Origin of the sequence: Kocuria varians (assembly GCF_006539885.1) — a bacterium.
Taxonomy (GTDB): Bacteria; Actinomycetota; Actinomycetes; order Actinomycetales; family Micrococcaceae; genus Kocuria; species Kocuria varians.
Genome location: NZ_BJNW01000016.1, coordinates 63,746 through 82,579 on the forward strand (window position 1 = coordinate 63,746; position 18,834 = coordinate 82,579).

Consider the following 18,834-nt stretch of genomic DNA (forward strand, 5'->3'; position numbering starts at 1 on the left):
CACCCGCCCCCCGGACGACGCAGGAAGGTGATCCGGCCCGTGACCCTGGCCTCCCGCCGACTCTGCCTCGCGGTGGCGGTGATCTACTCGGCGTGGCTCGTCGCGCCGCTGCTGGACCCGTGGACCTCCTACGCCTCCGAGTACTTCGTGGCGGACCGCCCCGCCGCCTCCCTGCTGCGCACCGCGGACGGGCTGGCCGGTGTGCTGCTGGTCGTGATCGCGGTGCTCTCCTACGCCAGGGTGCGCACGCTGTGGCGCGGTCTGCCCGGCGGTCCGGCCCCTGCCGCGTGCGGCGGGGGCACGACGACGTCGAGCGGCACCCCGGGTGCCACCTCGCGGCGCGGGCGCGTGGCCGTGCGCACGTGGGCGGCGTCGCTCGCGTTCGCCGGACTGGCCACGGTCGTGGACGCGATCAACCCCATGACCTGCGCGCCCTCGATCTCCCCGGTCTGCCACGCGGCCGAGGAGGCCGGCACGCTGCCCGTCCAGCACCAGCTGCACACCGTCTCCTCCGCCCTGGTGGGGGTGGCGCTGATCGTCGCGATGCTCGCGTCCCTGGTGCTGAGCACCCGCGCGGACCGCGTGGTGCGGATCGCGAGCTGGGCCGGGATCGTGACCATTGCGCTGTCCGGGATCGACGCACTCGTCACCCGCATCCCCACGGAGGGGATCACCCAGCGCATCTCGATGATCGCGATCGTTGTGTGGCTCGTGGCCGCCGCGGGGCTGCCCGTGGTGGACCGGCTGCGCGCCGGGTCCCGGGCGGCGGCGTCGTGACCACGTCCACGGGCGGGCTGCTGCGCGCGCACGTCCGCTCTCTCACGGTGCGGGGCAGCCGCACCCGGGTGCTGGACGTCGGCACCGGGCCGGTAGTGCTCTGCTCGTCAGGGGTCGCCTCCGCGCTGTGGGACTGGGCTCCGCTGGTGGCGCTGCTGCGGCGTGGGTTCCGAGTCATTGTGGTGGACCGCCCGGGCTACGCCCCGGGGGACGAGGTCCCGCCGCAGCTCCCCGAGCTGGCCGAGGAGGCCGAGCACCTGCTCGCCGCGCTGGACGCCTGCGACGTCACCGGCCCGGTCACCGCCGTGGGCCACTCCTACGGTGCCGCGGTGGTCGAGGCCGCAGCACGGCTGCACCCCGAGCGCATCGCCCACCTCGTCCTGCTGGACGGTTCCGTCCCGGAGGCGGAGGGCACCCATCATGGCGACGTCGCCGCCCGCGCCGCCCACGCGTTCCGGCACCGGACCCTGCCGTGGGCCCTCTCGCGGCGCACCCGCGCGGTCTGGTCGGTGATCGGTCCCACCGTGGCCGAGCTGCTCGTCCCCGGCAGACGCGGTCTGGTGCGCGCGATCCCCGGCGTGCGCGAGGAGGCACGGGACGGCAGCCCCCTGGCCCAGACGCTCCGGGAGCTCGCGGGCTACCGCTCGTGCATGCACCAGCTGGAGCAGCTGCGGCTGGCGGCACCCCTGGACCGCCGTCTGCCCGTTCTGGTGGTCGCCGCGAACGGCCGGATCCCGCGCCCGGGGCTGTCCTCGTGGGTGCGCTACGTGCTGGGGCAGGCGCGCGACCTCGCGGACGAGGCCCGGGTCGCGCGCCGCGTGGTGCGCCGCAGCGGGCACTTCGTGATGCTCGACCAGCCGCGCGCCGTCGCCGCCCTGGTGGCAGAGGCGGCCAAGGGCAGTACGGCCCGCTGAGGACTTTTCCCCCGCGCTTGCCGCGGCAGATGTGCCGCCCGCTGACGCATCATCCCTGCGTCCAGCAGCGCAGACGAGGCCGCTCTCCGACGGCTTCTGCGCACGCTCCGTACCGCTGGGGGCGCTGCCTGCGCACACTTTCCCGGTGCCACCCTGTCCGCCGACGGCGTCGTTTTATGAAGAATTATTGCAAATGATTATCATTAGCGTGACATGCAGACCACAGCACGCCTCTACTCACGCGCCCACGCCGCGCTCGTCCTCGCGCTGATCCTGGCCCTGGGCGCTTCCGTTCCCCTGGCCGTCTCCTGGGGCGCGGCACCCATCCCCGTGGGGGACACCGCCCGCTTCCTGTGGGCCGCGGTCACCGGGGGCACCGTCCCGGCCGCGGACTTCACCGGCTACACCGTGATCCTGGACCTCCGCACCCCGCGCGTGCTGCTGGCCGCCGTGGTCGGCGCCAGCGCGGTCGTCTCGTGGGGGCTGTTCACGGCCCTCGGGAGCTTCGCGCTGAGCGGTGCCGCGTTCCTGGGGGCGCTCGCGGCGTCGATCCTCGTGTACCTGCTCTCGCGCACCCCGAGCGGCGTGGCGCCGGTGCGCCTGATCCTCACGGGCGTGGTGCTCTCCTTCGGCTTCCAGGCGCTGATGGCCGCGATCGTCTTCTTCGACGCCAAGGGCGACGCCGCCCGCACCGTCATGTTCTGGACCCTCGGCTCCCTGGGCGCGGCCACGTGGGAGCAGCTGCCGCTGCCCGCCGTCGTCGTGCTGTTGTGCCTCGCGTGGCTCGTGTGGCGCGCGCAGGACCTCGACACCCTCTCCCTGGGGGACGGCTCCTCGGCCAGCCTGGGCGTGGACCCGGACCGGATGCGCGTGCAGCTCTTCGTGCTCACGGTGCTGGGCACGGCGACCCTCGTGGCGGTCTCGGGAACCATCGGCTTCGTGGGGCTGGTGGTCCCGCACGCCACGCGCATCGTCCTGGGCCCGGCGCACTCCCGCGCCGTGGTGGTCGCGCCGCTGGTCGGAGCTCTGTTCATGGTGTGGGTGGACCTGCTCAGCCGGGTGGCCGTGCCGCCGCGCGAGCTGCCCCTGGGCGTGGTCACCGCGGTGATCGGCGTCCCCGTGTTCCTGGTGCTCATGCGCCGCGCCGGCTACGTCTTCGGGGGTTCGCGATGACCGCCCGCCACCAAGGGCCCGTGGGTCGGGACACGGCCGCGCTCGTCGTCGATCCCTCGGAGGTCGCGCCCGCGGTCGGTTCCGGTCCCGCTCCGGAGCACGTCGCGCCGGCGATGCACGGCACCACGGCCACCCCGCGGGACGCCCCCGCACCCGAGGACGGTCTCGAGCTGCGCGGGCTGCGGCTCGATGTCGCCGGACGCACCGTGGTCCCGGACCTGTCCCTGCGGGTGGCCCCGGGCGACGTCGTTGGCCTCGTGGGCCCCAACGGCTGCGGCAAGTCGACCGTGCTGAAGGCCCTCTACCGGGCGCTGAAGCCGTGCGGGGGGGCCGTCATGGTCGACGGCGACCCCCTGCACTCCCTGCGCTTCCGGGACTCCGCCGCGCGGATCGCCGCGCTGCCCCAGGAGGAGCGCGGCGAGCTGGACTTCCTCGTGGGGGAGGTCGTGCGCCTGGGGGCCACCGCGAACCCGGCGACGCCGCGCGAGGACCTCGACGACGTCGCCCGGACCGCCATGGAGCGCGCCGGGGTGGCGGAGCTGGCCGCTCGCAGCGTGCTGAGCCTGTCCGGCGGCGAGCGCCAGCGGGTGCTGATCGCCCGCACCCTGGCCCAGCGCACCCGGTACCTGCTGCTCGACGAGCCGACGAACCACCTGGACCTGCGCCACCAGTCCGACCTGGTGCGCACGATCCGCGGCACCACCACCGAGCGCCCGGGCGTGCTCATGGCGCTGCGCGACCTCAACCTGGCCGCCGCGCTGTGCGACCGGGTGGTCGTGGTGGACGCGGGGCGGATCGTGGCGGACGCACCGCCGCACGAGGCCCTGCACCCGGAGACCGTGGAGCGCGTCTACGGCGTGCGCCCGGTGCTCATCACCCGTCCCGACACCGGGGCACCCCACCTGCTGTTCCCCATCACACGAGAGGACCCCTCATGACCGCATCCCCGCACCCGAGCAACGAGCGCCACGCCGCTCCCGTCGCCCCCGCTGCGGCGGCCGGAACCGACCGCGGACCGGACCGCGCGCGCACGAGCGGGGCGGGCGGCGTCGCCCTGTCCCGGCGCGCCCGTCCGCTGGCCGTGGGCCCGGCCGCGTGCCTGCTGCTGACCGGCTGCGGTGCGCAGGTGCAGAAGGACGCCGCGGCCGGCGCGGAGAAGACCATCGAGAACTGCGGCCGTACGAGCACGTACGCCACCCCGCAGCGCCCGGTCGCGTACGACGTCTCCGCGATCGAGAAGATGTTCGCGCTGGGGCTCTCGGACCGGATGCGCGGGATCGTGATGCCCAAGACGGTCACGAGCGTGATCGACAAGTCCCCGTACAAGGAGGACTACCAGCGCGTGGAGACCATCTCGGACTCCGTGCTGGGGCAGGAGGCCGTGGTCAGCGCCAAGGCGGACTGGGTCTTCGCGGGCTGGCAGGCCGGGTTCAGCGAGGCCCGCGGGGTCCCGCCGGACTCTCTGCAGGGCGTGGGCATCAACTCGTACATGCAGCACGAGACGTGCAAGGGCTTCCAGGGGGACACCTCCGACCCCAACCCGCTGGACGCCACCAACGAGGACCTGAAGGACCTCGGGAAGATCTTCGGCGTGGAGGACCGCGCGGAGAAGCTCGTGAAGGAGCTGGAGGACGAGCGCCGGGAGCTGCGGGAGGCCCCGCGGCCGGAGAACCCCGCGCGCGTGTTCGTCTACGACTCCGGGACCTCGGAGCCCTACACCGCGGGCCACCGCACGTCCTTGAACGAGATGATCGACCTGGCCGGGGCCACCTCCGTGACCAAGGACCTCGACGCCCGCTGGGACACCGTGGGCTGGGAGTTCGTGGTGAAGAGCTCCCCGCAGGCCGTGGTGGTCGTGGACTACAACAAGCAGCCCGTGCAGGAGAAGATCGACTACCTCACCAAGGAGTCCCCGATCAAGGACTCCCCGGCGGTGAAGAACGGCGACATCTACGTCATGGACTACGGGGAGGCTGTCTCCGGGCCCCGCACGATGGACGGCGCCCAGAAGCTCTCCGACTACCTCAAGACCAAGGGGCTGCGGTGAGCGGGGCGGCGGGGCAGGCCGCGGCGGGTTCGGCCGCGTCATCGACCACGCACTCCGTGGCGGACCTGATCGCCACGGTCCATGAGCACCTGGGCACCCAGGGCGGTACCGGCCCGATCGCGCGCAGCGTCTTCGCCGTGCAGCACGGCACACGGCTCGCGAGCGGCAGCGCGCTCTACCGCTACCAGTACGTGCTCGTACGGGTGGAGGGAGCCTTCGGCGGCTGCGCCCTGGAGGCCCACGAGCTGGACCCGGCCCTTCCGGAGCTCTCGGGGCGGCCCGTGCGGGAGCTGCTCGAGCACCCCTCGCTGCCCGTGCGCACCGCCGTACTGGATGCGTGGCTCGCCGCGCGACGGCCCCACCGCACGGATCCGGGAGCACGCGCCGTCGTCCTTCCCGCCGGCACCCCGGACGAGCGCGCCCAGGCGCGGGATGCCGCCGTCGCGGACCTGCTGCCGATCCGCGAGGGGCAACGGGTCGCGCTGATCGGCGTCGTGAACCCGCTCGTGGGCGCGCTGCGTGAACGTGGTGCCCGCGTGCTGCCGTGCGACCTCGCGATGACCGAGACGCAGTGGGGCGAGCCCGTCAGTCACGACATGCACGAGGTGCTGGGGGAGGCGGACGCCGTGATCGCCACCGGCATGACCATTGGCAACGGCACCTTCGACGCCATCCGCAGGCGCTGCCTGGACCGCGGCATCCCGCTGGGCGTCTACGCGCAGTCCGCGCCGGCCGTGGCCCGGGAGTTCCTGGGCCGCGGGGTCACCGCCCTGAGCGCCGAGCAGTTCCCGTTCTCGCAGTTCAGCGCGGAACCGACGGCGCTGCACGTCTACGGGGCGCCGGAGGGGTCGGGCCGATGACCGCGCGCCGCACCCCCGCGCCCACACCGGGAGCCACCACGCCGGGAGCCGCAACCGGAACCGGACCGGACGACCTCGCCCTGACCGACCTCCAGATCGCCGCGCGGATCCGGCCGCTGCTCGCCGCGTGCGCGCTGGGGCTCGTGCCGTTCACGGTCTACTCGACGTTCCTCGTGGACATCGTGCGCGACAGCGGCCAGGACCCCGTGCTCATGGGGTGGCTGCGCGGCACGGGAGGCGTGGCGGCGGCCGGGGCGCTCCTCTTGCTGGCGCTCGCGTGCGCACTCGGGACGCTCGGCTCCGCGGGTGCGTGGGCCGCGTTCTGCCTCCTGGTCGGGGCGGGAACGTCGGTGCTGAACCCGGCTGTCTCCGCGATGGCCGCGGACCGCTTCCGGGACGAGGCCACCTCCGGCCGCGCGGCCACCCAGGTCTCCGCGACCATGACCCTCACCGCCGTCCTGGCCGCCCCGCTGCTCGCCGGCCCGGCTGTGCTCTGGGGATGGCGCGGGGACCTCCTGGCCACGGCCCTGCTCGCGGTGCTCACGGCCGCGCTGCTGTGGCGCCGCACGCGCCGCGGCACCGGATCCCGGCCGACGACGCCGCCCGCCCACCGCACCGGCTACCTCGCCGGGCTGCGCGTGGTCCGGGACCTGCCCGGCGTCCCGGCCATGCTCCTGGTCTCCGCGCTGCGGACCACCGCGTTCATGGGTCAGTTGGCCTACCTCTCCGTGGTGTACTTCGAGCGTTTCGCCCTGGGCGCCGGGGTGTTCTCCCTGGTCTGGACGCTCTCCGGCGTCGCGTTCTTCCTGGGCAACTGGTTCGGCGGGCGGCTGCTGCGCTCGCTGCACTCGAGTGCCCGCGCGGCCTGGATCGCGTGCGGTGCGGCGCTGGTGGGGGCGCCCGCGGTGCTCCTGGTCTTCACGACCACCCACCTCGTGGTGGCCCTCACGGCCACGGCGCTACTCGGCGCCTCCCACGCGGTGGTCGCCGCCGTGGTGACCACGCTCCTGGTGCGCGCCTCCGCGGGGCACCGGGGGACGGTGCTCGGGCTCAACGGCGCGGGGCAGAGCCTGGGCGTGTGCCTCGGGGCCTCGCTCGCGGGGGCCGGGCTCGGCCTGGCCGGGTGGACGGGAGCGGGTGTGGCCCTCGCGACGACGACGCTGCTGGCCGCCGTCGTGGCTGCGTGCGCCGCGGTTGCGGCCGGGTCCGCGACGAGCGGCGTCCGGGAGTCGCCGTGAGGGCTCGCCCGACCGGCCAGGCCGCGCGAGAGGCTGTGGGCCGTGGCCACTGCATGGCCCACCACGGCGAGCTCGTCCAGGGGAGTTTCCCCTGCGAGGAGGGCGTGGTCCCCGCGCTGGTCACCGTCCCGCTGCCGCAGCTGCACGCCCGCGCGGAGTTCCACCCGTGGCGCCCGGACCGTGCCGACGCGCCGCCCCACCCGCAGCGTCCACGTCACCCGGACGGCACGGGCGGCCACCACCACCCGGTCCACCCCCGCCAGGTGAGCGAGGTGCTCGACCCCGGCCGCAGCGGCGTCGTCGACCGCGGTGGGGTCCGCGCGTAGGCCTGCCGGGAGAAGGCCGCGCGCGCCGCGGGCCTGACCCTGCGCCTGTGCCGGTCCCGAGGACTCCCCGCCGCGCGGGGAGGGGAGCTGCGGATCGCCAGCGACATCCCACCGGGCTGCGGCATGGGCTCGTCCACCGCGGACGTCGTCGCCGGCGTTCGAGCGGTGGCGGACGCCCACGGTCTGCGACTGTCCCCGCGGGAGGTCAGCGACCTCGCGCGCCGGGCAGAGACCGCGTGCGATCCGCTGGCCCACGGGCGCCGTCCGGTGCTCTTCGCGCAGCGTCACGCCCGCGTGATCCGCAGCTGGCACCGCGGGTTCCCGCCCGTGCTGCTCGTGGGGTGCCACGCGTCCGGCGGGCCGGTGGACACCCTTGCGCTCGGGGCCCCGGAGCACACCGCCCGGGAGCGGCGCGAGTGCGCACGGATCCTGCACCGGCTGGAACGGGCGGTGGTCGAGCGGGACGCCCGGCTGCTGGGTCAGGCCGCCACCTGCTCCGCGCTGCTCAACCAGGCCCGCCTGCCCAAACCGGAGCTGCCCGACCTGCTCGAAATTTGCCGGGACGTCGGGGGAGTGGGTGTGCAGATCGCGCACAGTGGCACGGCGTGCGCCGTCATGGTGGACGCCCGCCGCCCGGACGCCGTCCACCGCGCACGGGATGCCCGCACGGCCCTGGACGAGCTGGGACTGCCGAGGACCGTCGAGACCATCTGGAGGAACGCATGACCGCCACGCACACGGACGACCCGTGGACCGCCGAGATCCTGGACCACGCCGCGCAGGCCGTGGGCGCCCCGGACCTGATCCGGCTGCGGCCCGGCCTGTTCGCGCTGCGCTTCGAGGTGATGAAGGTGCGTTCCGCCCGCGGGGCCGTCCAGCACCTGCTCGCCCAGGGGAAGATCAGGCCCGGGGACACCGTGGTCGACTCCTCCAGCGGGATCTAAGCGCTGGCCCTCGCGCTCGCCTGCCACGAGGCCGGGCTGCGGTGCATGATCGTGGGCTCCACGACCGTGGACGAGACCCTGCGGCTGCAGCTGGGCATGCTCGGCGCACGGCTGGAGCAGATGCCGCCCTCCGACTGTCTGCGCGCAGACCAGGACCGGCGGGTCGCGCGGATCCGCGAGCTGCTGGCCGAGCACCCGGACTGGCACTGGATGCGCCAGTACCACGACGCCGTGCACTACCACGGCTACCGCGATCTCGCCCTCGGGCTGGGCGAACGGCTGCGGCGGGAGGGCTTCTCCGGCGTGGACCTGGTGGCTCCCGTGGGATCGGGGGCCTCCAGCGGAGCGCTGGCGCTGGGCCTCGCGGAGTCGGGGCTGGCCGTGCGGCTCACGGGCGTCCAGCCGTTCGGGTCCGTGACGTTCGGCTCGGAGGCGGTCGAGGACCCGGACATGCTGATCGCCGGGATCGGCAGCTCCATGGAGTTCCGCAACGTGCGCCACAAGCTCTACCGCGAGATCCACTGGGTGAGCGCGGAGGTCAGCCGCGCCGGGGCCGTCTCGCTGTGCCGCGACCACGCTCTGTTCGCCGAGCTCCGCCGCGCGGCGTCGCAGGTGGGAGAGCCCGAACGAGTCGTCGCGCTCGCGGCGGGCGGTCGCGCGCGGGTCGAAGCCCACGCCGTCGTCCACGACGTCCAGGGTCACGGCGTCCTCCCACCCCGCGAGCGTGACGACGGCGCGCGAGGCGTGCGCGTGGGACGTGACATTGGCCAGGGTGGACTGCGCGGCACGGATGAAGAGCGAGCGCTGGGGCCCGGTGAGGTCCGGGATCTCGCCCTGCACGGAGAACTCGCAGCGCAGCCCGGTGTCCGCGGCACGTGCGCCCTCCTCGGTGCGGCGGCAGATCTCCGCGAGCGCGGTGGGCAGGGACTCGTCGAGGGCGGGGGAGGCGAGGTCGCGCACGAAGCGCCGCGCCTCGGCGAGGTTCGCGGTGGCGGTGCCCTCGATCGTGGCCAGGCGCGCGGCGGTGACGTCCTGCTCCTCGCGGGACAGCGACTGCTGGGCCGCACGGGAGACGAGCACGATGGAGGTGAGCCCCTGTGCGAGGGTGTCGTGGATCTCCCGGGAGAGCCGCTCCCGCTCGGACATGGTCCCGGCCGTGCGCTCCTGCCGAGCGAGCTCCTCGCGCGTGGACTCTAACTGGCGGATCACGCGCAGGTGGCGCTGGGCATCCCGGTAGAGGGCGCGGTAGCCGTAGCTCACGAGCACGGCCACCAGCGCACCCATGCTCGGGCCCACGGCCATCGCGGCGGTGAACCCGCCGGGGGGCGCGTGCAGCAGCTGCGAGGCCACCACCACGCCCGTGAGCCCCACGACGCACAGCAGCGCGGGCCCGGGGGAGAGCAGCACCGGGTAGAGGCAGAAGAGGGGGAAGACCACCCAGGCGAAGTCACGGCTCAGCAGCGCCAGACAGATCCACAGCACGGTCACGGCGGCGAGCCACACCGGCGTCCACCGCAGCAGGCGTCGGTCCGCCCGCCCGCGCGCGATTCTGCTCTCCAGGGTGGTCCCCACCACGTACACGACAGCGAGCAGCGCGGTCAGCACGGGGACGAGCACCGGCGAGAGCTGCCCGCCGGAGCCCTCCGGCCAGGACAGCAGGGTGCGCACGCCCGCGAGCGCAAGCAGGGCCGCGAAGCTCACGTGCAGCGTGACGCGCATGGTCCCCAGCAGCGCGGGGGTGCTCAGCTCCTGGGGCACGATGGGCCTTCCTGGACGACGGGCGGGGGCCGGCGCCGGGGCGCAGTGCCGCCGGAGTCCGTGGTCATGGTACGCACGAGCCCCCGGGTGGGCATCAACCGTTCGGTTGATCCGGGGATCATCCGGCTGCGCACCGGGGTTCATCCGCGGTGGCGATTCCCCGGGGCGCCCCGCGCACGAGACTGGAGGAACGTTGGAATCCGAACCTTCGTCACGGGAGTCACCCCATGTTCTTGTCCCTGAGGGACATCACCTTCGCCAAGGGCCGCTTCGCGCTGCTCGCCACGGTCGTCGCCCTCATCACCCTCCTGCTGGTGCTGCTCACCGGCCTCACCAACGGCCTGGGCCACCAGAACACCTCGGCCCTGGAGCGTCTCGGCGCCCAGAACCTCGTGCTCAGCGCGCCCCCCCGGGGACTCCGGCAAGTCCTCCTTCACCACGTCCCAGATCTCCGAGGACCAGCTGCAGAAGTGGCGCGACGGCGCCGGCAAGGATTCCGTGGAGCGCGTGGGGATCACCCAGACGAGCGCCCGCAGCGGCGCCGAGTCCCAGGACGGGGGCACGACGACGTCGCGCGCGGACACCACCGCGGCCGCCGGGATCGCGCTCGAGCAGGGTTCGGAGCTGGCCTCCGGCCTGAAGGCCTCCTCCGGCGAGGCCCACGCCGGCAGGGGCGAGGTCGTCCTGAGCCAGACGCTGGCCGAGGACATGCACGTCTCCGTGGGAGACACCGTCTCCATGGGCGGCAAGGCGCTGAAGGCCGCCGGTGTGGTCGAGAACGAGTACTACAGCCACGTGCCGGTCGCCTGGCTGAGCATCGACGACTTCCCCGCCGTGGCGCACACCACCCCGGACGAGCAGGCCACGGCGCTGGCGCTGACCAGCAAGGACTACCCGCAGGACCTGCCCGGGGACACGGACACCGTGGCCATGTCCACCAAGGACGCCTTCGCGGCACTTCCCGCCTACGAGTCCGAGCGCGGCTCCCTGCTGATGATGCAGGGCTTCCTCTACGGGATCTCCGCCCTGGTGGTGGTCTCCTTCCTGACCGTGTGGACCATTCAGCGCACCCGCGACATCGCGGTGCTGCGGGCCCTCGGGGCGGACCGCGGCTACGTGGTGCGGGACTCGATCGTGCAGGCCGCGATCGTCCTGGCGCTGGGCGTGCTCGTGGGCGGTGGGCTCGGACTGCTCGGGGGGCTGCTCGCCGGTTCCGCCGTGCCGTTCCAGCTCAGCGTCATGAGCGTGGGGCTGCCCGTCCTGGGCGTCCTCGTCCTGGGGCTGCTGGGCTCGCTGCTCGCCGTCCGCCGCGTCTCCACCGTCGACCCGATGATTGCCCTGGGAGGTAACTGATCATGCACGCCCACGAGACCGAACCCCGCCACCGCGCCCCCGGCCACGCCTCCGCCCACGAGAGCCACGAGGGGCACCCTCCCGAGCACCTCGCCGGCGGGGACCTGGACGCCCGCCACCCCGGCTCCGTGGACCACGCCCTCTCCGAGGCCGCGGCACCCGCGCTGGCCGTGCGGGACGTGTCCCTGACCTACCCGGACGGCACGGACGCGGACGGCACCCCGCGCACCGTCACAGCGCTGGACCACGTGGACCTCACGCTGCACCGGGGCACGATGACGGCGCTCGTCGGCCCCTCCGGCTCCGGCAAGTCCTCGCTGCTCGCCGTGGCGGCCGCACTGATCCGGCCGACCTCCGGGACGGTCACCGTGGCGGGGGAGTCCCTCACGGAGCTGCCCGAGAAGGAGCTCGCCCGGATCCGCCGCGGCCACACCGGCATGGTCTTCCAGCAGCCCAACCTGCTGGCGGCACTCACCTCGCGGGAGCAGCTCGTGCTGGCCGCGCACATTGCGGGTGCACGGGGCAAGGAGCTCAAGGAGGCCGGGGACCGCGCGGACCACCTGCTCGACCAGGTGGGGCTCGTGGACTGCGGCGACCGCCGCCCGCACCAGCTCTCCGGCGGCCAGCGCCAGCGCGTGAACATCGCCCGGGCCCTGATGAACGACCCCCAGCTGCTGCTCGTGGACGAGCCCACCGCGGCGCTGGACCAGGAGCGCTCCCGCAGCATCATGGAGCTGCTCGCGAACCTCACCCACCAGTTCTCCCTCGCGTCCCTCGTGGTCACCCACGACACCGGGTTCGTGCCCCTGGCGGACGAGTGCGTGACCATGGAGGACGGCCGCCTGAGCTGAACCGCCCCGCCCACGGCACCGGGCCCTGTGTCGGCCCCCGGCAACGTCGGGGGCCGACCGGGCGGGTGGTAGTTTGAGACCAGATCGTTCCACCCATCACCATCACGTACTCACCGGAGGCGGCATGAGCCACACAGTGGGCCCGAACAGTGGCCACTCACCCACCACAGGAACCCGCAGCACCACGAGGCCCGGTCCGGCGCCCATCACGGACGTCGTGAAGGTCTTCCTGCGCCTGCTCCCCAAGCAGCTCAAGGACGAGGCCCAGCTGGCCGTCCTCGAGCTCAAGGAGAAGGGCATCAAGGTCGGGGTGGGTGCGGCGTTCGCCGTGGTCGGCCTGGTCTTCCTGCTGTTCGCCACCATCGCACTGATCGGTGCCGCCATCGCCGGGCTCTCCCACGTGATGCCCGCGTGGTTGGCCGCGCTGCTGCTCGCCGTCGTGTTCCTGGTGGTGGTCGCGATCCTCGCGCTGATCGGCGTCTCCAAGATCAAGAGCGCCATGCCGCTCGTGCCGGAGAAGGCCATCTTCGGCCTGCGCTACGACCTCGGCGTCGTCAAGGAGGGCTCCGCGTACAACGAGGGCCGCGTGCAGCGCGACATCAACGAGGCCAAGCAGCGCAAGCAGCGCAAGAAGGAGGAAGCCGCGAACGACCCCAACCGCGTCAAGCCCGTGGCTCCCACCGAGGAGCAGCTGCGCTCGCGCCTGAAGCTGCGCCGCGAGCACCTCAAGAGCCTGCGCGACGACGTCCAGAACCGCGTGGACTCCGTGAAGTCCGCCACCCAGGGCTTCGTGAACCGCACCTCGCGCACGGTCAGCACCACGCAGCAGACGCTCAAGGGCACGTTCGCCACCAAGGGAGGCACCCAGGGTGTGCGCGCGGAAGGCTCCACCTCCGCCGCGGACACGCTGAGCGAGCGGTGGCAGCCGCTGGCCGTTGCCGTGGCCGCCGGGACCGCGTTCCTCGTGTTCCTGCGCAAGCTGCTCAAGAAGTGATCCCGCTCCCCGCCGCACCGTGACCGCGGCGGGGGACGCAGGCAGGGCCGGGTCCTCGTGACCCGGCCCTGCGCGTACCCGGGGTGCACGGCCTGCCCCACGATGCAGAACGGACGGCGAGCATGACCCAGTGGATCGCGGTGGCGCTGGCCATCGCCTCGGCCGTGTGCCTGGCGGTCGGCACCCAGACGCAGTCGACGGCCGTCACGGGGGAGACCTCCGGCGCGCTGAACCCCCGCAACCTGCCGGCCCTCCTGCGCAACGGTCGCTGGCTGCTCGGCACGGGGCTGCTCGCCCTGGGCATGGCACTGAACGTCTCGGCGCTGGCCCTGGCCACCGTGACGGTGGTGCAGCCCATCGGGGTGATCGCCCTGGTCATCACCACCCTGCTGCACGCCCGGCACCGCAGACTCACCATCAACCGCAGGACCTGGCTCGCGGTGGCCCTGTGCACCCTGGGTGGCGCGGGCTTCGTGGTGTGCGCGGTCTCCGCCACGGACCCCACGCGACACCCGGACGAGGGGGCGCAGAACGTTGTGGTGCTCATGCTGCTGGGGCTCGTGGTGCTCATCGGGATCATCGAGGTGGTGCTGCGCCGGCACCGCATCAGCATGTTCTACGTGATCGGGGCGGGCGTGCTCTACGGCTTCGTGGCCGTGCTCGTGCGCCTGACCATGACCGCGCTGACCTCCGGGGGCCTCGGCGCCGTGAACTGGCTCAGTGTCCTGATGCTGCTCGTTGCCGCGGTGCTGGGCGGCTGGATGGTGCAGTGCGCGTACTCCAGCGGACCCCCGGACCTGGTGATCGCCGGACTCACGGTCGTGGACCCCATGGTGGGCGTGGCGCTGGGGCTGCTCGTGCTCGGGGAGGCCGGCCCGGGCTTCACCGGAGGGATCGCCGTGGGCATGGGGCTCGCAGGTGTCGTTGCTATAGTCGGCGTGGTCCTGCTCTCGCAGTTCCACCCCGAGGTCATCCAGCGCCGAGCGGCCAGACGTGCCCGCTCCGGAACGCGGGATGGCGGCACCGGCCAGCAGGCGGCGTCGGCCACGGAGGACTGACGCCCCGACCGATGACGAACGTACGGAACCCACTGCATTGAAGCTTCTGATCACCGCCGAGACCTACCCGCCGGACGTCAACGGATCCGCGCAGTTCGCCCGCCGCCTCGCGCACGGCATGCTCGAGCGCGGCCACGAGGTGCACGTGGCGGCGCCCATGCCCACCAGCGGCCCTTCCCGGATCATGGAGGACCGCGGCGTCGTGGAGCACCGGTTCCGCTCGCACCACGCGTTCACGCACCCCTACTTCCGGATCTGCTTCCCATGGGAGGTGGCCCGCGAGGTCACCCGGCTCTTCGACGAGCTCCAGCCGGACGTCGTGCACATCCAGTGCCACTACATCCTGGGGCGCCTGGTCGCGCGGGAGGCCTCCCGGCGCGGGATCCGGCTGATCGGCACCAACCACTTCATCCCGGAGAACATCGAGCCGTTCCTGCCGTTCCCCGAGTGGTTCATCAAGGGCTACCGCAAGGTCTCGTGGTGGGACCTGGGCCGCGTGTACGGGCGCTGCGACGTGATCACCGCCCCGACCCCGCTGGCGGTGCGCACCATGGTCGACAACGGCGTGGCGGACCGGGCGCTGGCGGTGTCCAACGGGATCGACGCCGGTCACTACGAGGCCGCCGAGGGCGAGGAGATCGGCCGGCAGGACCACCCCGTGGTGCTGTTCTGCGGCCGCCTCGCGGTGGAGAAGAACGTCAACGAGCTGATCGAGGCGCTCGCCCTGATCCCGCGCGAGAAGAACGTGCACGCGGAGATCGTGGGGGAGGGCGAGCAGCTGGACCGGCTGACGGCCCTCGCGCACCGGCTCGGTGTGGCGGATCGCGTGCACTTCCTCGGGTTCCTCACGGACGAGGAGCTGCGCAGGGCGTACCTGCGGGCGGACGTGTTCTGCCAGCCGGGCACCGCGGAGCTGCAGTCCCTGGTGACTCTGGAGGCCATGAGCGCCTCGAAGCCCGTGGTCCTCGCCAATGCCCGCGCCCTGCCGCACCTCGCGGACGAGGGCCGCAACGGCTACCTCTTCGCTCCCGGCAATCCCGGGGACCTGGCGCGCAAGCTGCAGCTCGTCCTGGACGCGCCCGAGGAGCAGCGCCGCGCGATGGGGGAGCGCAGCCACCAGATGGTCTCGCAGCACTCCTTCGCCCGCACCCTGGACCGCTTCGAGTCCCTGTACGGCGGCGCCTCGCGCTGACGGGGCACCACGACGCCGGTCCCGCCCCGGGCGGTTCGTGGAGATGCTGCCCCGTCCCGGGGCGCGTGCGGGTGCGTGTCCCCGCGCGGCAGCGAGGTGGGCCGCGCCCGGTGACCGGTGTGGCGCGGGTGAGCCACCTGGTTGCGCGCAGGGACACCGGACGCCACGGGAGGCCCCCGGTGGGGTACCGTGGTGCGGCGGCCCGGTACGGGCCGTCCGAGGGGCGGTAGCTCAGCTGGTCAGAGCAGAGGACTCATAATCCTTGGGTCGTGGGTTCAAGCCCCACCCGCCCTACACAGGTGACGACCGCGTCACGCGGTCCTGACGTCGCGCAGCTCAGCCCCCGTGCTCCGGCACGGGCAGCAGCACCGAGGGCCGCAGGTCCGCGACGAACTGCAGCGGATTGACGTACTCGTCCCCCTCCCGCACGCCCCAGTGCACCGACCTGCCCGCGGGGCCGTGGGCGGGATCGGCAACCCGTGCGATCTGCTGGCCCTTCACCACGCGGTCGCCCGTGTGCACGAGCGCCTCGACCGGTTCGAACGAGGAGCGGTGCCCGTCCCCGTGGTCGACCGTGAGGACCTCCCGGTCCACCACCACCCCGCTGAACGTCACGGTGCCTCCCTCGGGTGCACGCACCACCGTTCCGGGCGGGGCGTGGAGGTCCACGCCCCGGTGCCCCGGGAGCCACTTCTTCGCCGGGGCCTCGAAGTGCCGTTCCACGGCGGGTCGGGGCGTCACGGGCCAGGACCAGGTGGGCGACGACGCCGCAGCGGACGGTGCCGCCGCGGTTGTGCACAGCAGGAGCGCGAGCAGCAGGACATGCGCCAGGGCCCTCGCCGCGCTCCCTCCTGAACCGTGCCCGCCGGGGACTGCCCGGGGGAGAGTGCCGGCGCGGACCCCAGCGACGAGGACGGCGCCACCACGTGCGGTGGCCGCGCGCCTGGGTGGGGAACCGCCGGCGGGCCCCGGCGAATGGTGGCCCCGGTGCACGGCGAGGGCGGCCCCGGTCGGTGCGGGGTGGAGGTGGCGGACGAGGTGCGGCATGCCCCCAGGCTCGCGCGGCGTCGTCGTCGCCCCCAGTGTCCGCGCGGCATGTGGAGCCGGCATGCCGCGCAATGCGCTAGACTGGCCCGTGCAGTTGCCCTGCCATCGGTTCTGCATGCCCGCTCGCGGGTTGCCCAACCAGGCAGGCAATTGACTTCGCGCGCGAAGGAACCCGGAACGGATCCGTTCCCTCCGGGTGCGTGCCCCTCGGTCCGCAGTGCTCCCGTCCACGGGAGCCGGCGGTACGGGGCGCGTGGGACGGCTCCTCGGAGCGGTCCCCGCATCGCGCCAGGGACCGGCACCGCCGGTCGAGAACCGTCAACCGATGGCGGCCCCCGGGCCGTCAGATATCCACGAGGAGACGACATGCCCGTCGTTACCATGCGCCAGATGCTCGACAACGGCGTCCACTTCGGCCACCAGACCCGTCGCTGGAACCCGAAGATGAAGCGCTTCATCTTCACCGAGCGCAACGGCATCTACATCATCGACCTGCAGCAGTCGCTGGGCTTCATCGACAAGGCGTACGAGGCCGTCAAGGCCACCGTCGCCCACGGCGGCACCATCCTGTTCGTCGGCACCAAGAAGCAGGCCCAGGAAGCGATCGCCGAGCAGGCGACCCGCGTGGGCATGCCCTACGTGAACCACCGCTGGCTCGGTGGCATGCTCACCAACTTCCAGACCGTCTCCAAGCGCATCGACCGCATGAAGGAACTGGAAGAGGTCGACTTCGACGACGTCGCCGGCTCGCAGTACACCAAGAAGGAACTGCTGCTGCTGCGCCGCGAGAAGGAGAAGCTGGAGCGCACGCTCGGCGGTATCCGCAACCTCACCAAGACTCCGTCCCTGATCTGGATCGTGGACACCAACAAGGAGCACCTCGCCGTCGACGAGGCCCAGAAGCTCGGTGTGCCGATCGTCGCGATCCTGGACACCAACTGCGATCCGGACGAGGTCGCGTTCCCCATCCCGGGCAACGACGACTCCATCCGCTCCGTCTCGCTGCTGACCCGCGTGGTCGCGGACGCCGTGGCCGAGGGCCTCATGGAGCGCCACAACGGCAAGTCCAACGCCGCCGAGGAGCCCATGGCCGAGTGGGAGCGCGAGCTGCTCGAGCAGCACCAGGAGCAGAAGGCCGAGCAGACCGCCGCGGTCGAGGAGACCACGGAGGCCGCCCCGGCCGTCGAGACCGCGGAGAAGGACGCCACCGCCGCCGAGTGAGGCCGCGGGAGGCACTCAGCTCCCCACCTTCCCGGTGACCCCTTACGGGGACCGGAACCGCACCGGGCGTCCACGGGACGCACGGTGCGCACACCAACCGACAACATGAGGAGTTCACGTGGCGAACTACACCGCTGCTGACATCAAGGCCCTGCGCGAGCGCACGGGAGCCGGCATGCTGGACGTCAAGAAGGCCCTGGACGAGGCCGACGGCGACATGCAGAAGGCCATGGAGGTCATCCGCGTCAAGGGTCTCAAGGGCGTGACCAAGCGCGAGGGCCGTTCCACCGCCGAGGGCATCGTCGTGGCCCGCGCCGAGAACAACGTCGGCTACATGGTCGAGGTCAACTCCGAGACCGACTTCGTGGCCAAGTCCGCGCCGTTCGTGGAGTTCGGCAACAAGGTGCTCGACGCCGCCGTTGCCGCGGACGCCGCGGACCTCGAGTCCCTGCTGGCCACCGAGGTGGACGGCAAGCCCGTCTCCGAGCTCGTGACCGAGACCGGCGCGCTGCTGGGCGAGAAGGTCGTCGTGCGTCGCGTGGCCCGCGTGGCCGGTGACCACGTGGCCGTGTACCTGCACAAGACCTCCAAGGACCTCCCCGCCCAGGTGGGTGTCCTGCTGGCCGTATCCGGTGCCGATGCCGAGGCCGCCGCGCACGACGTCGCCGTGCACATCGCCGCCATGTCCCCGGTCTTCCTCTCCGAGGACGACGTCCCCGCGGAGACGGTCGAGAACGAGAAGCGCGTTGCCGAGGAGACCGCCCGCAACGAGGGCAAGCCCGAGAAGATCATCCCGAACATCGTCCAGGGCCGCCTGAAGGGCTACTACAAGGACGTCGTTCTGGTGGACCAGGACTTCGCCAAGGACTCCAAGAAGTCCGTGGGCCAGGTGCTCTCCGAGGCCGGGGCCACGGCCACGGCGTTCGCGCGCTTCCGCGTCGGGGCCTGATCGTTTCTTCCCGTGCCCGCGCGCCGCTCACATGAGTGGCGGCGCAGGGGCGCGGCAGCGGCGTCGTCGTCGGGAGACAACGACGACGCCGCGTCCCGTCACGGCGGGGCACCTCCGACAAGGGGGTGCCCC

The 18,834-nt window shown here is 72.9% G+C and carries 18 protein-coding genes, 1 tRNA gene and 2 pseudogenes; 19 read left to right on the top strand and 2 right to left on the bottom strand.

Features of this window, described 5'->3' with window-relative positions:
- The first annotated feature begins 39 nt into the window (after positions 1-39).
- The 11 genes and pseudogenes from KVA01_RS09405 to KVA01_RS13235 all read left to right on the top strand — a co-directional run.
- The gene (locus KVA01_RS09405; RefSeq protein WP_068470708.1) at positions 40-777 is read left to right on the top strand and encodes a DUF998 domain-containing protein; all 738 of its coding nucleotides are present in this window, start codon (positions 40-42) and stop codon (positions 775-777) included.
- Positions 774-1,691, top strand: a complete 918-nt coding sequence (locus tag KVA01_RS09410) for an alpha/beta hydrolase (RefSeq protein ID WP_141269947.1) — start codon at positions 774-776, stop codon at positions 1,689-1,691. The genes KVA01_RS09405 and KVA01_RS09410 overlap by 4 nt, the downstream gene beginning before the upstream one ends.
- Before the next feature lie 213 nt (positions 1,692-1,904).
- Entirely contained in the window at positions 1,905-2,864 is a 960-nt protein-coding gene (locus KVA01_RS09415) for a FecCD family ABC transporter permease (protein ID WP_141269949.1), read from the top strand.
- Positions 2,861-3,802: an ABC transporter ATP-binding protein gene (locus KVA01_RS09420; protein WP_233438831.1), complete on the top strand. Its 942-nt coding sequence runs from the start codon at positions 2,861-2,863 to the stop codon at positions 3,800-3,802. The genes KVA01_RS09415 and KVA01_RS09420 overlap by 4 nt, the downstream gene beginning before the upstream one ends.
- The gene (locus tag KVA01_RS09425) at positions 3,799-4,911 is read left to right on the top strand and encodes an ABC transporter substrate-binding protein (protein ID WP_141269950.1); all 1,113 of its coding nucleotides are present in this window, start codon (positions 3,799-3,801) and stop codon (positions 4,909-4,911) included. The genes KVA01_RS09420 and KVA01_RS09425 overlap by 4 nt, the downstream gene beginning before the upstream one ends.
- Positions 4,908-5,771: a Rossmann-like domain-containing protein gene (locus KVA01_RS09430; RefSeq protein ID WP_233438832.1), complete on the top strand. Its 864-nt coding sequence runs from the start codon at positions 4,908-4,910 to the stop codon at positions 5,769-5,771. The genes KVA01_RS09425 and KVA01_RS09430 overlap by 4 nt, the downstream gene beginning before the upstream one ends.
- Positions 5,768-7,009: an MFS transporter gene (locus tag KVA01_RS09435; RefSeq protein ID WP_141269952.1), complete on the top strand. Its 1,242-nt coding sequence runs from the start codon at positions 5,768-5,770 to the stop codon at positions 7,007-7,009. Before KVA01_RS09430 ends, KVA01_RS09435 begins: the two co-directional genes overlap by 4 nt.
- Positions 7,010-7,113: 104 nt before the next feature.
- Positions 7,114-7,335, top strand: coding sequence for a hypothetical protein (locus KVA01_RS09440; RefSeq protein WP_141269954.1), 222 nt, complete (start codon positions 7,114-7,116; stop codon positions 7,333-7,335).
- A 45-nt stretch (positions 7,336-7,380) separates the two neighbouring features.
- Positions 7,381-8,061 (top strand): GHMP family kinase ATP-binding protein, encoded by a 681-nt coding sequence (locus tag KVA01_RS13225; RefSeq protein WP_443093545.1) that lies wholly within the window; start codon positions 7,381-7,383, stop codon positions 8,059-8,061.
- Positions 8,058-8,279, top strand: coding sequence for a hypothetical protein (locus KVA01_RS13230; protein WP_218023606.1), 222 nt, complete (start codon positions 8,058-8,060; stop codon positions 8,277-8,279). Before KVA01_RS13225 ends, KVA01_RS13230 begins: the two co-directional genes overlap by 4 nt.
- A 45-nt stretch (positions 8,280-8,324) precedes the next feature.
- Positions 8,325-8,813: pseudogene (locus KVA01_RS13235) on the top strand (pyridoxal-phosphate dependent enzyme); the annotation flags it as partial.
- A gap of 414 nt (positions 8,814-9,227) precedes the next feature.
- Here the strand turns inward: KVA01_RS13235 and KVA01_RS13240 are convergent.
- Positions 9,228-10,181: pseudogene (locus KVA01_RS13240) on the bottom strand (histidine kinase); the annotation flags it as partial.
- Between the two features lie 354 nt (positions 10,182-10,535).
- Here KVA01_RS13240 and KVA01_RS09455 point away from each other — a divergent pair.
- From KVA01_RS09455 to KVA01_RS09480, 6 genes are all read left to right on the top strand, one after another.
- A complete protein-coding gene (locus KVA01_RS09455; RefSeq protein ID WP_503826043.1) occupies positions 10,536-11,390 on the top strand; it encodes an ABC transporter permease in 855 nt (284 codons plus the stop codon).
- A 2-nt stretch (positions 11,391-11,392) separates the two neighbouring features.
- Positions 11,393-12,241: an ABC transporter ATP-binding protein gene (locus KVA01_RS09460; protein ID WP_141269956.1), complete on the top strand. Its 849-nt coding sequence runs from the start codon at positions 11,393-11,395 to the stop codon at positions 12,239-12,241.
- 124 nt (positions 12,242-12,365) lie between these two features.
- Positions 12,366-13,235 carry a phage holin family protein gene (locus KVA01_RS09465; protein ID WP_141269958.1) on the top strand — a complete coding sequence of 290 codons (870 nt, stop codon included), beginning with the start codon at positions 12,366-12,368 and terminating at the stop codon, positions 13,233-13,235.
- Between the two features lie 122 nt (positions 13,236-13,357).
- Positions 13,358-14,293, top strand: a complete 936-nt coding sequence (locus tag KVA01_RS09470) for a DMT family transporter (RefSeq protein ID WP_141269960.1) — start codon at positions 13,358-13,360, stop codon at positions 14,291-14,293.
- Between the two features lie 37 nt (positions 14,294-14,330).
- Positions 14,331-15,485 (top strand): glycosyltransferase, encoded by a 1,155-nt coding sequence (locus KVA01_RS09475; RefSeq protein ID WP_233438835.1) that lies wholly within the window; start codon positions 14,331-14,333, stop codon positions 15,483-15,485.
- A 220-nt stretch (positions 15,486-15,705) separates the two neighbouring features.
- A tRNA-Ile gene (locus tag KVA01_RS09480) sits at positions 15,706-15,779 on the top strand.
- A 42-nt stretch (positions 15,780-15,821) separates the two neighbouring features.
- Here the strand turns inward: KVA01_RS09480 and KVA01_RS13005 are convergent.
- A complete protein-coding gene (locus KVA01_RS13005; protein WP_231860689.1) occupies positions 15,822-16,226 on the bottom strand; it encodes a M23 family metallopeptidase in 405 nt (134 codons plus the stop codon).
- A gap of 672 nt (positions 16,227-16,898) precedes the next feature.
- On the opposite strand from KVA01_RS13005, the gene rpsB reads away from it, so the two are divergent.
- Entirely contained in the window at positions 16,899-17,753 is an 855-nt protein-coding gene (gene rpsB / locus KVA01_RS09490; RefSeq protein WP_068470728.1) for a 30S ribosomal protein S2, read from the top strand.
- Positions 17,754-17,871: 118 nt separating this feature from the next.
- Positions 17,872-18,702 carry a translation elongation factor Ts gene (gene tsf, locus KVA01_RS09495; protein ID WP_068470730.1) on the top strand — a complete coding sequence of 277 codons (831 nt, stop codon included), beginning with the start codon at positions 17,872-17,874 and terminating at the stop codon, positions 18,700-18,702.
- Positions 18,703-18,834 lie beyond the last annotated feature (132 nt).

What these genes read in the sequence shown, in the direction of transcription:
- KVA01_RS09415 (WP_141269949.1), top strand. Translation starts at nt 1,905, where the DNA reads ATGCAGACCACAGCACGCCTCTACTCACGCGCCCACGCCGCGCTCGTC.
- KVA01_RS09420 (WP_233438831.1), top strand. Translation starts at nt 2,861, where the DNA reads ATGACCGCCCGCCACCAAGGGCCCGTGGGTCGGGACACGGCCGCGCTC.
- KVA01_RS09425 (WP_141269950.1), top strand. Translation starts at nt 3,799, where the DNA reads ATGACCGCATCCCCGCACCCGAGCAACGAGCGCCACGCCGCTCCCGTC.
- KVA01_RS09435 (WP_141269952.1), top strand. Translation starts at nt 5,768, where the DNA reads ATGACCGCGCGCCGCACCCCCGCGCCCACACCGGGAGCCACCACGCCG.
- KVA01_RS13230 (WP_218023606.1), top strand. Translation starts at nt 8,058, where the DNA reads ATGACCGCCACGCACACGGACGACCCGTGGACCGCCGAGATCCTGGAC.
- KVA01_RS09460 (WP_141269956.1), top strand. Translation starts at nt 11,393, where the DNA reads ATGCACGCCCACGAGACCGAACCCCGCCACCGCGCCCCCGGCCACGCC.
- KVA01_RS09465 (WP_141269958.1), top strand. Translation starts at nt 12,366, where the DNA reads ATGAGCCACACAGTGGGCCCGAACAGTGGCCACTCACCCACCACAGGA.
- KVA01_RS09470 (WP_141269960.1), top strand. Translation starts at nt 13,358, where the DNA reads ATGACCCAGTGGATCGCGGTGGCGCTGGCCATCGCCTCGGCCGTGTGC.
- rpsB (WP_068470728.1), top strand. Translation starts at nt 16,899, where the DNA reads ATGCCCGTCGTTACCATGCGCCAGATGCTCGACAACGGCGTCCACTTC.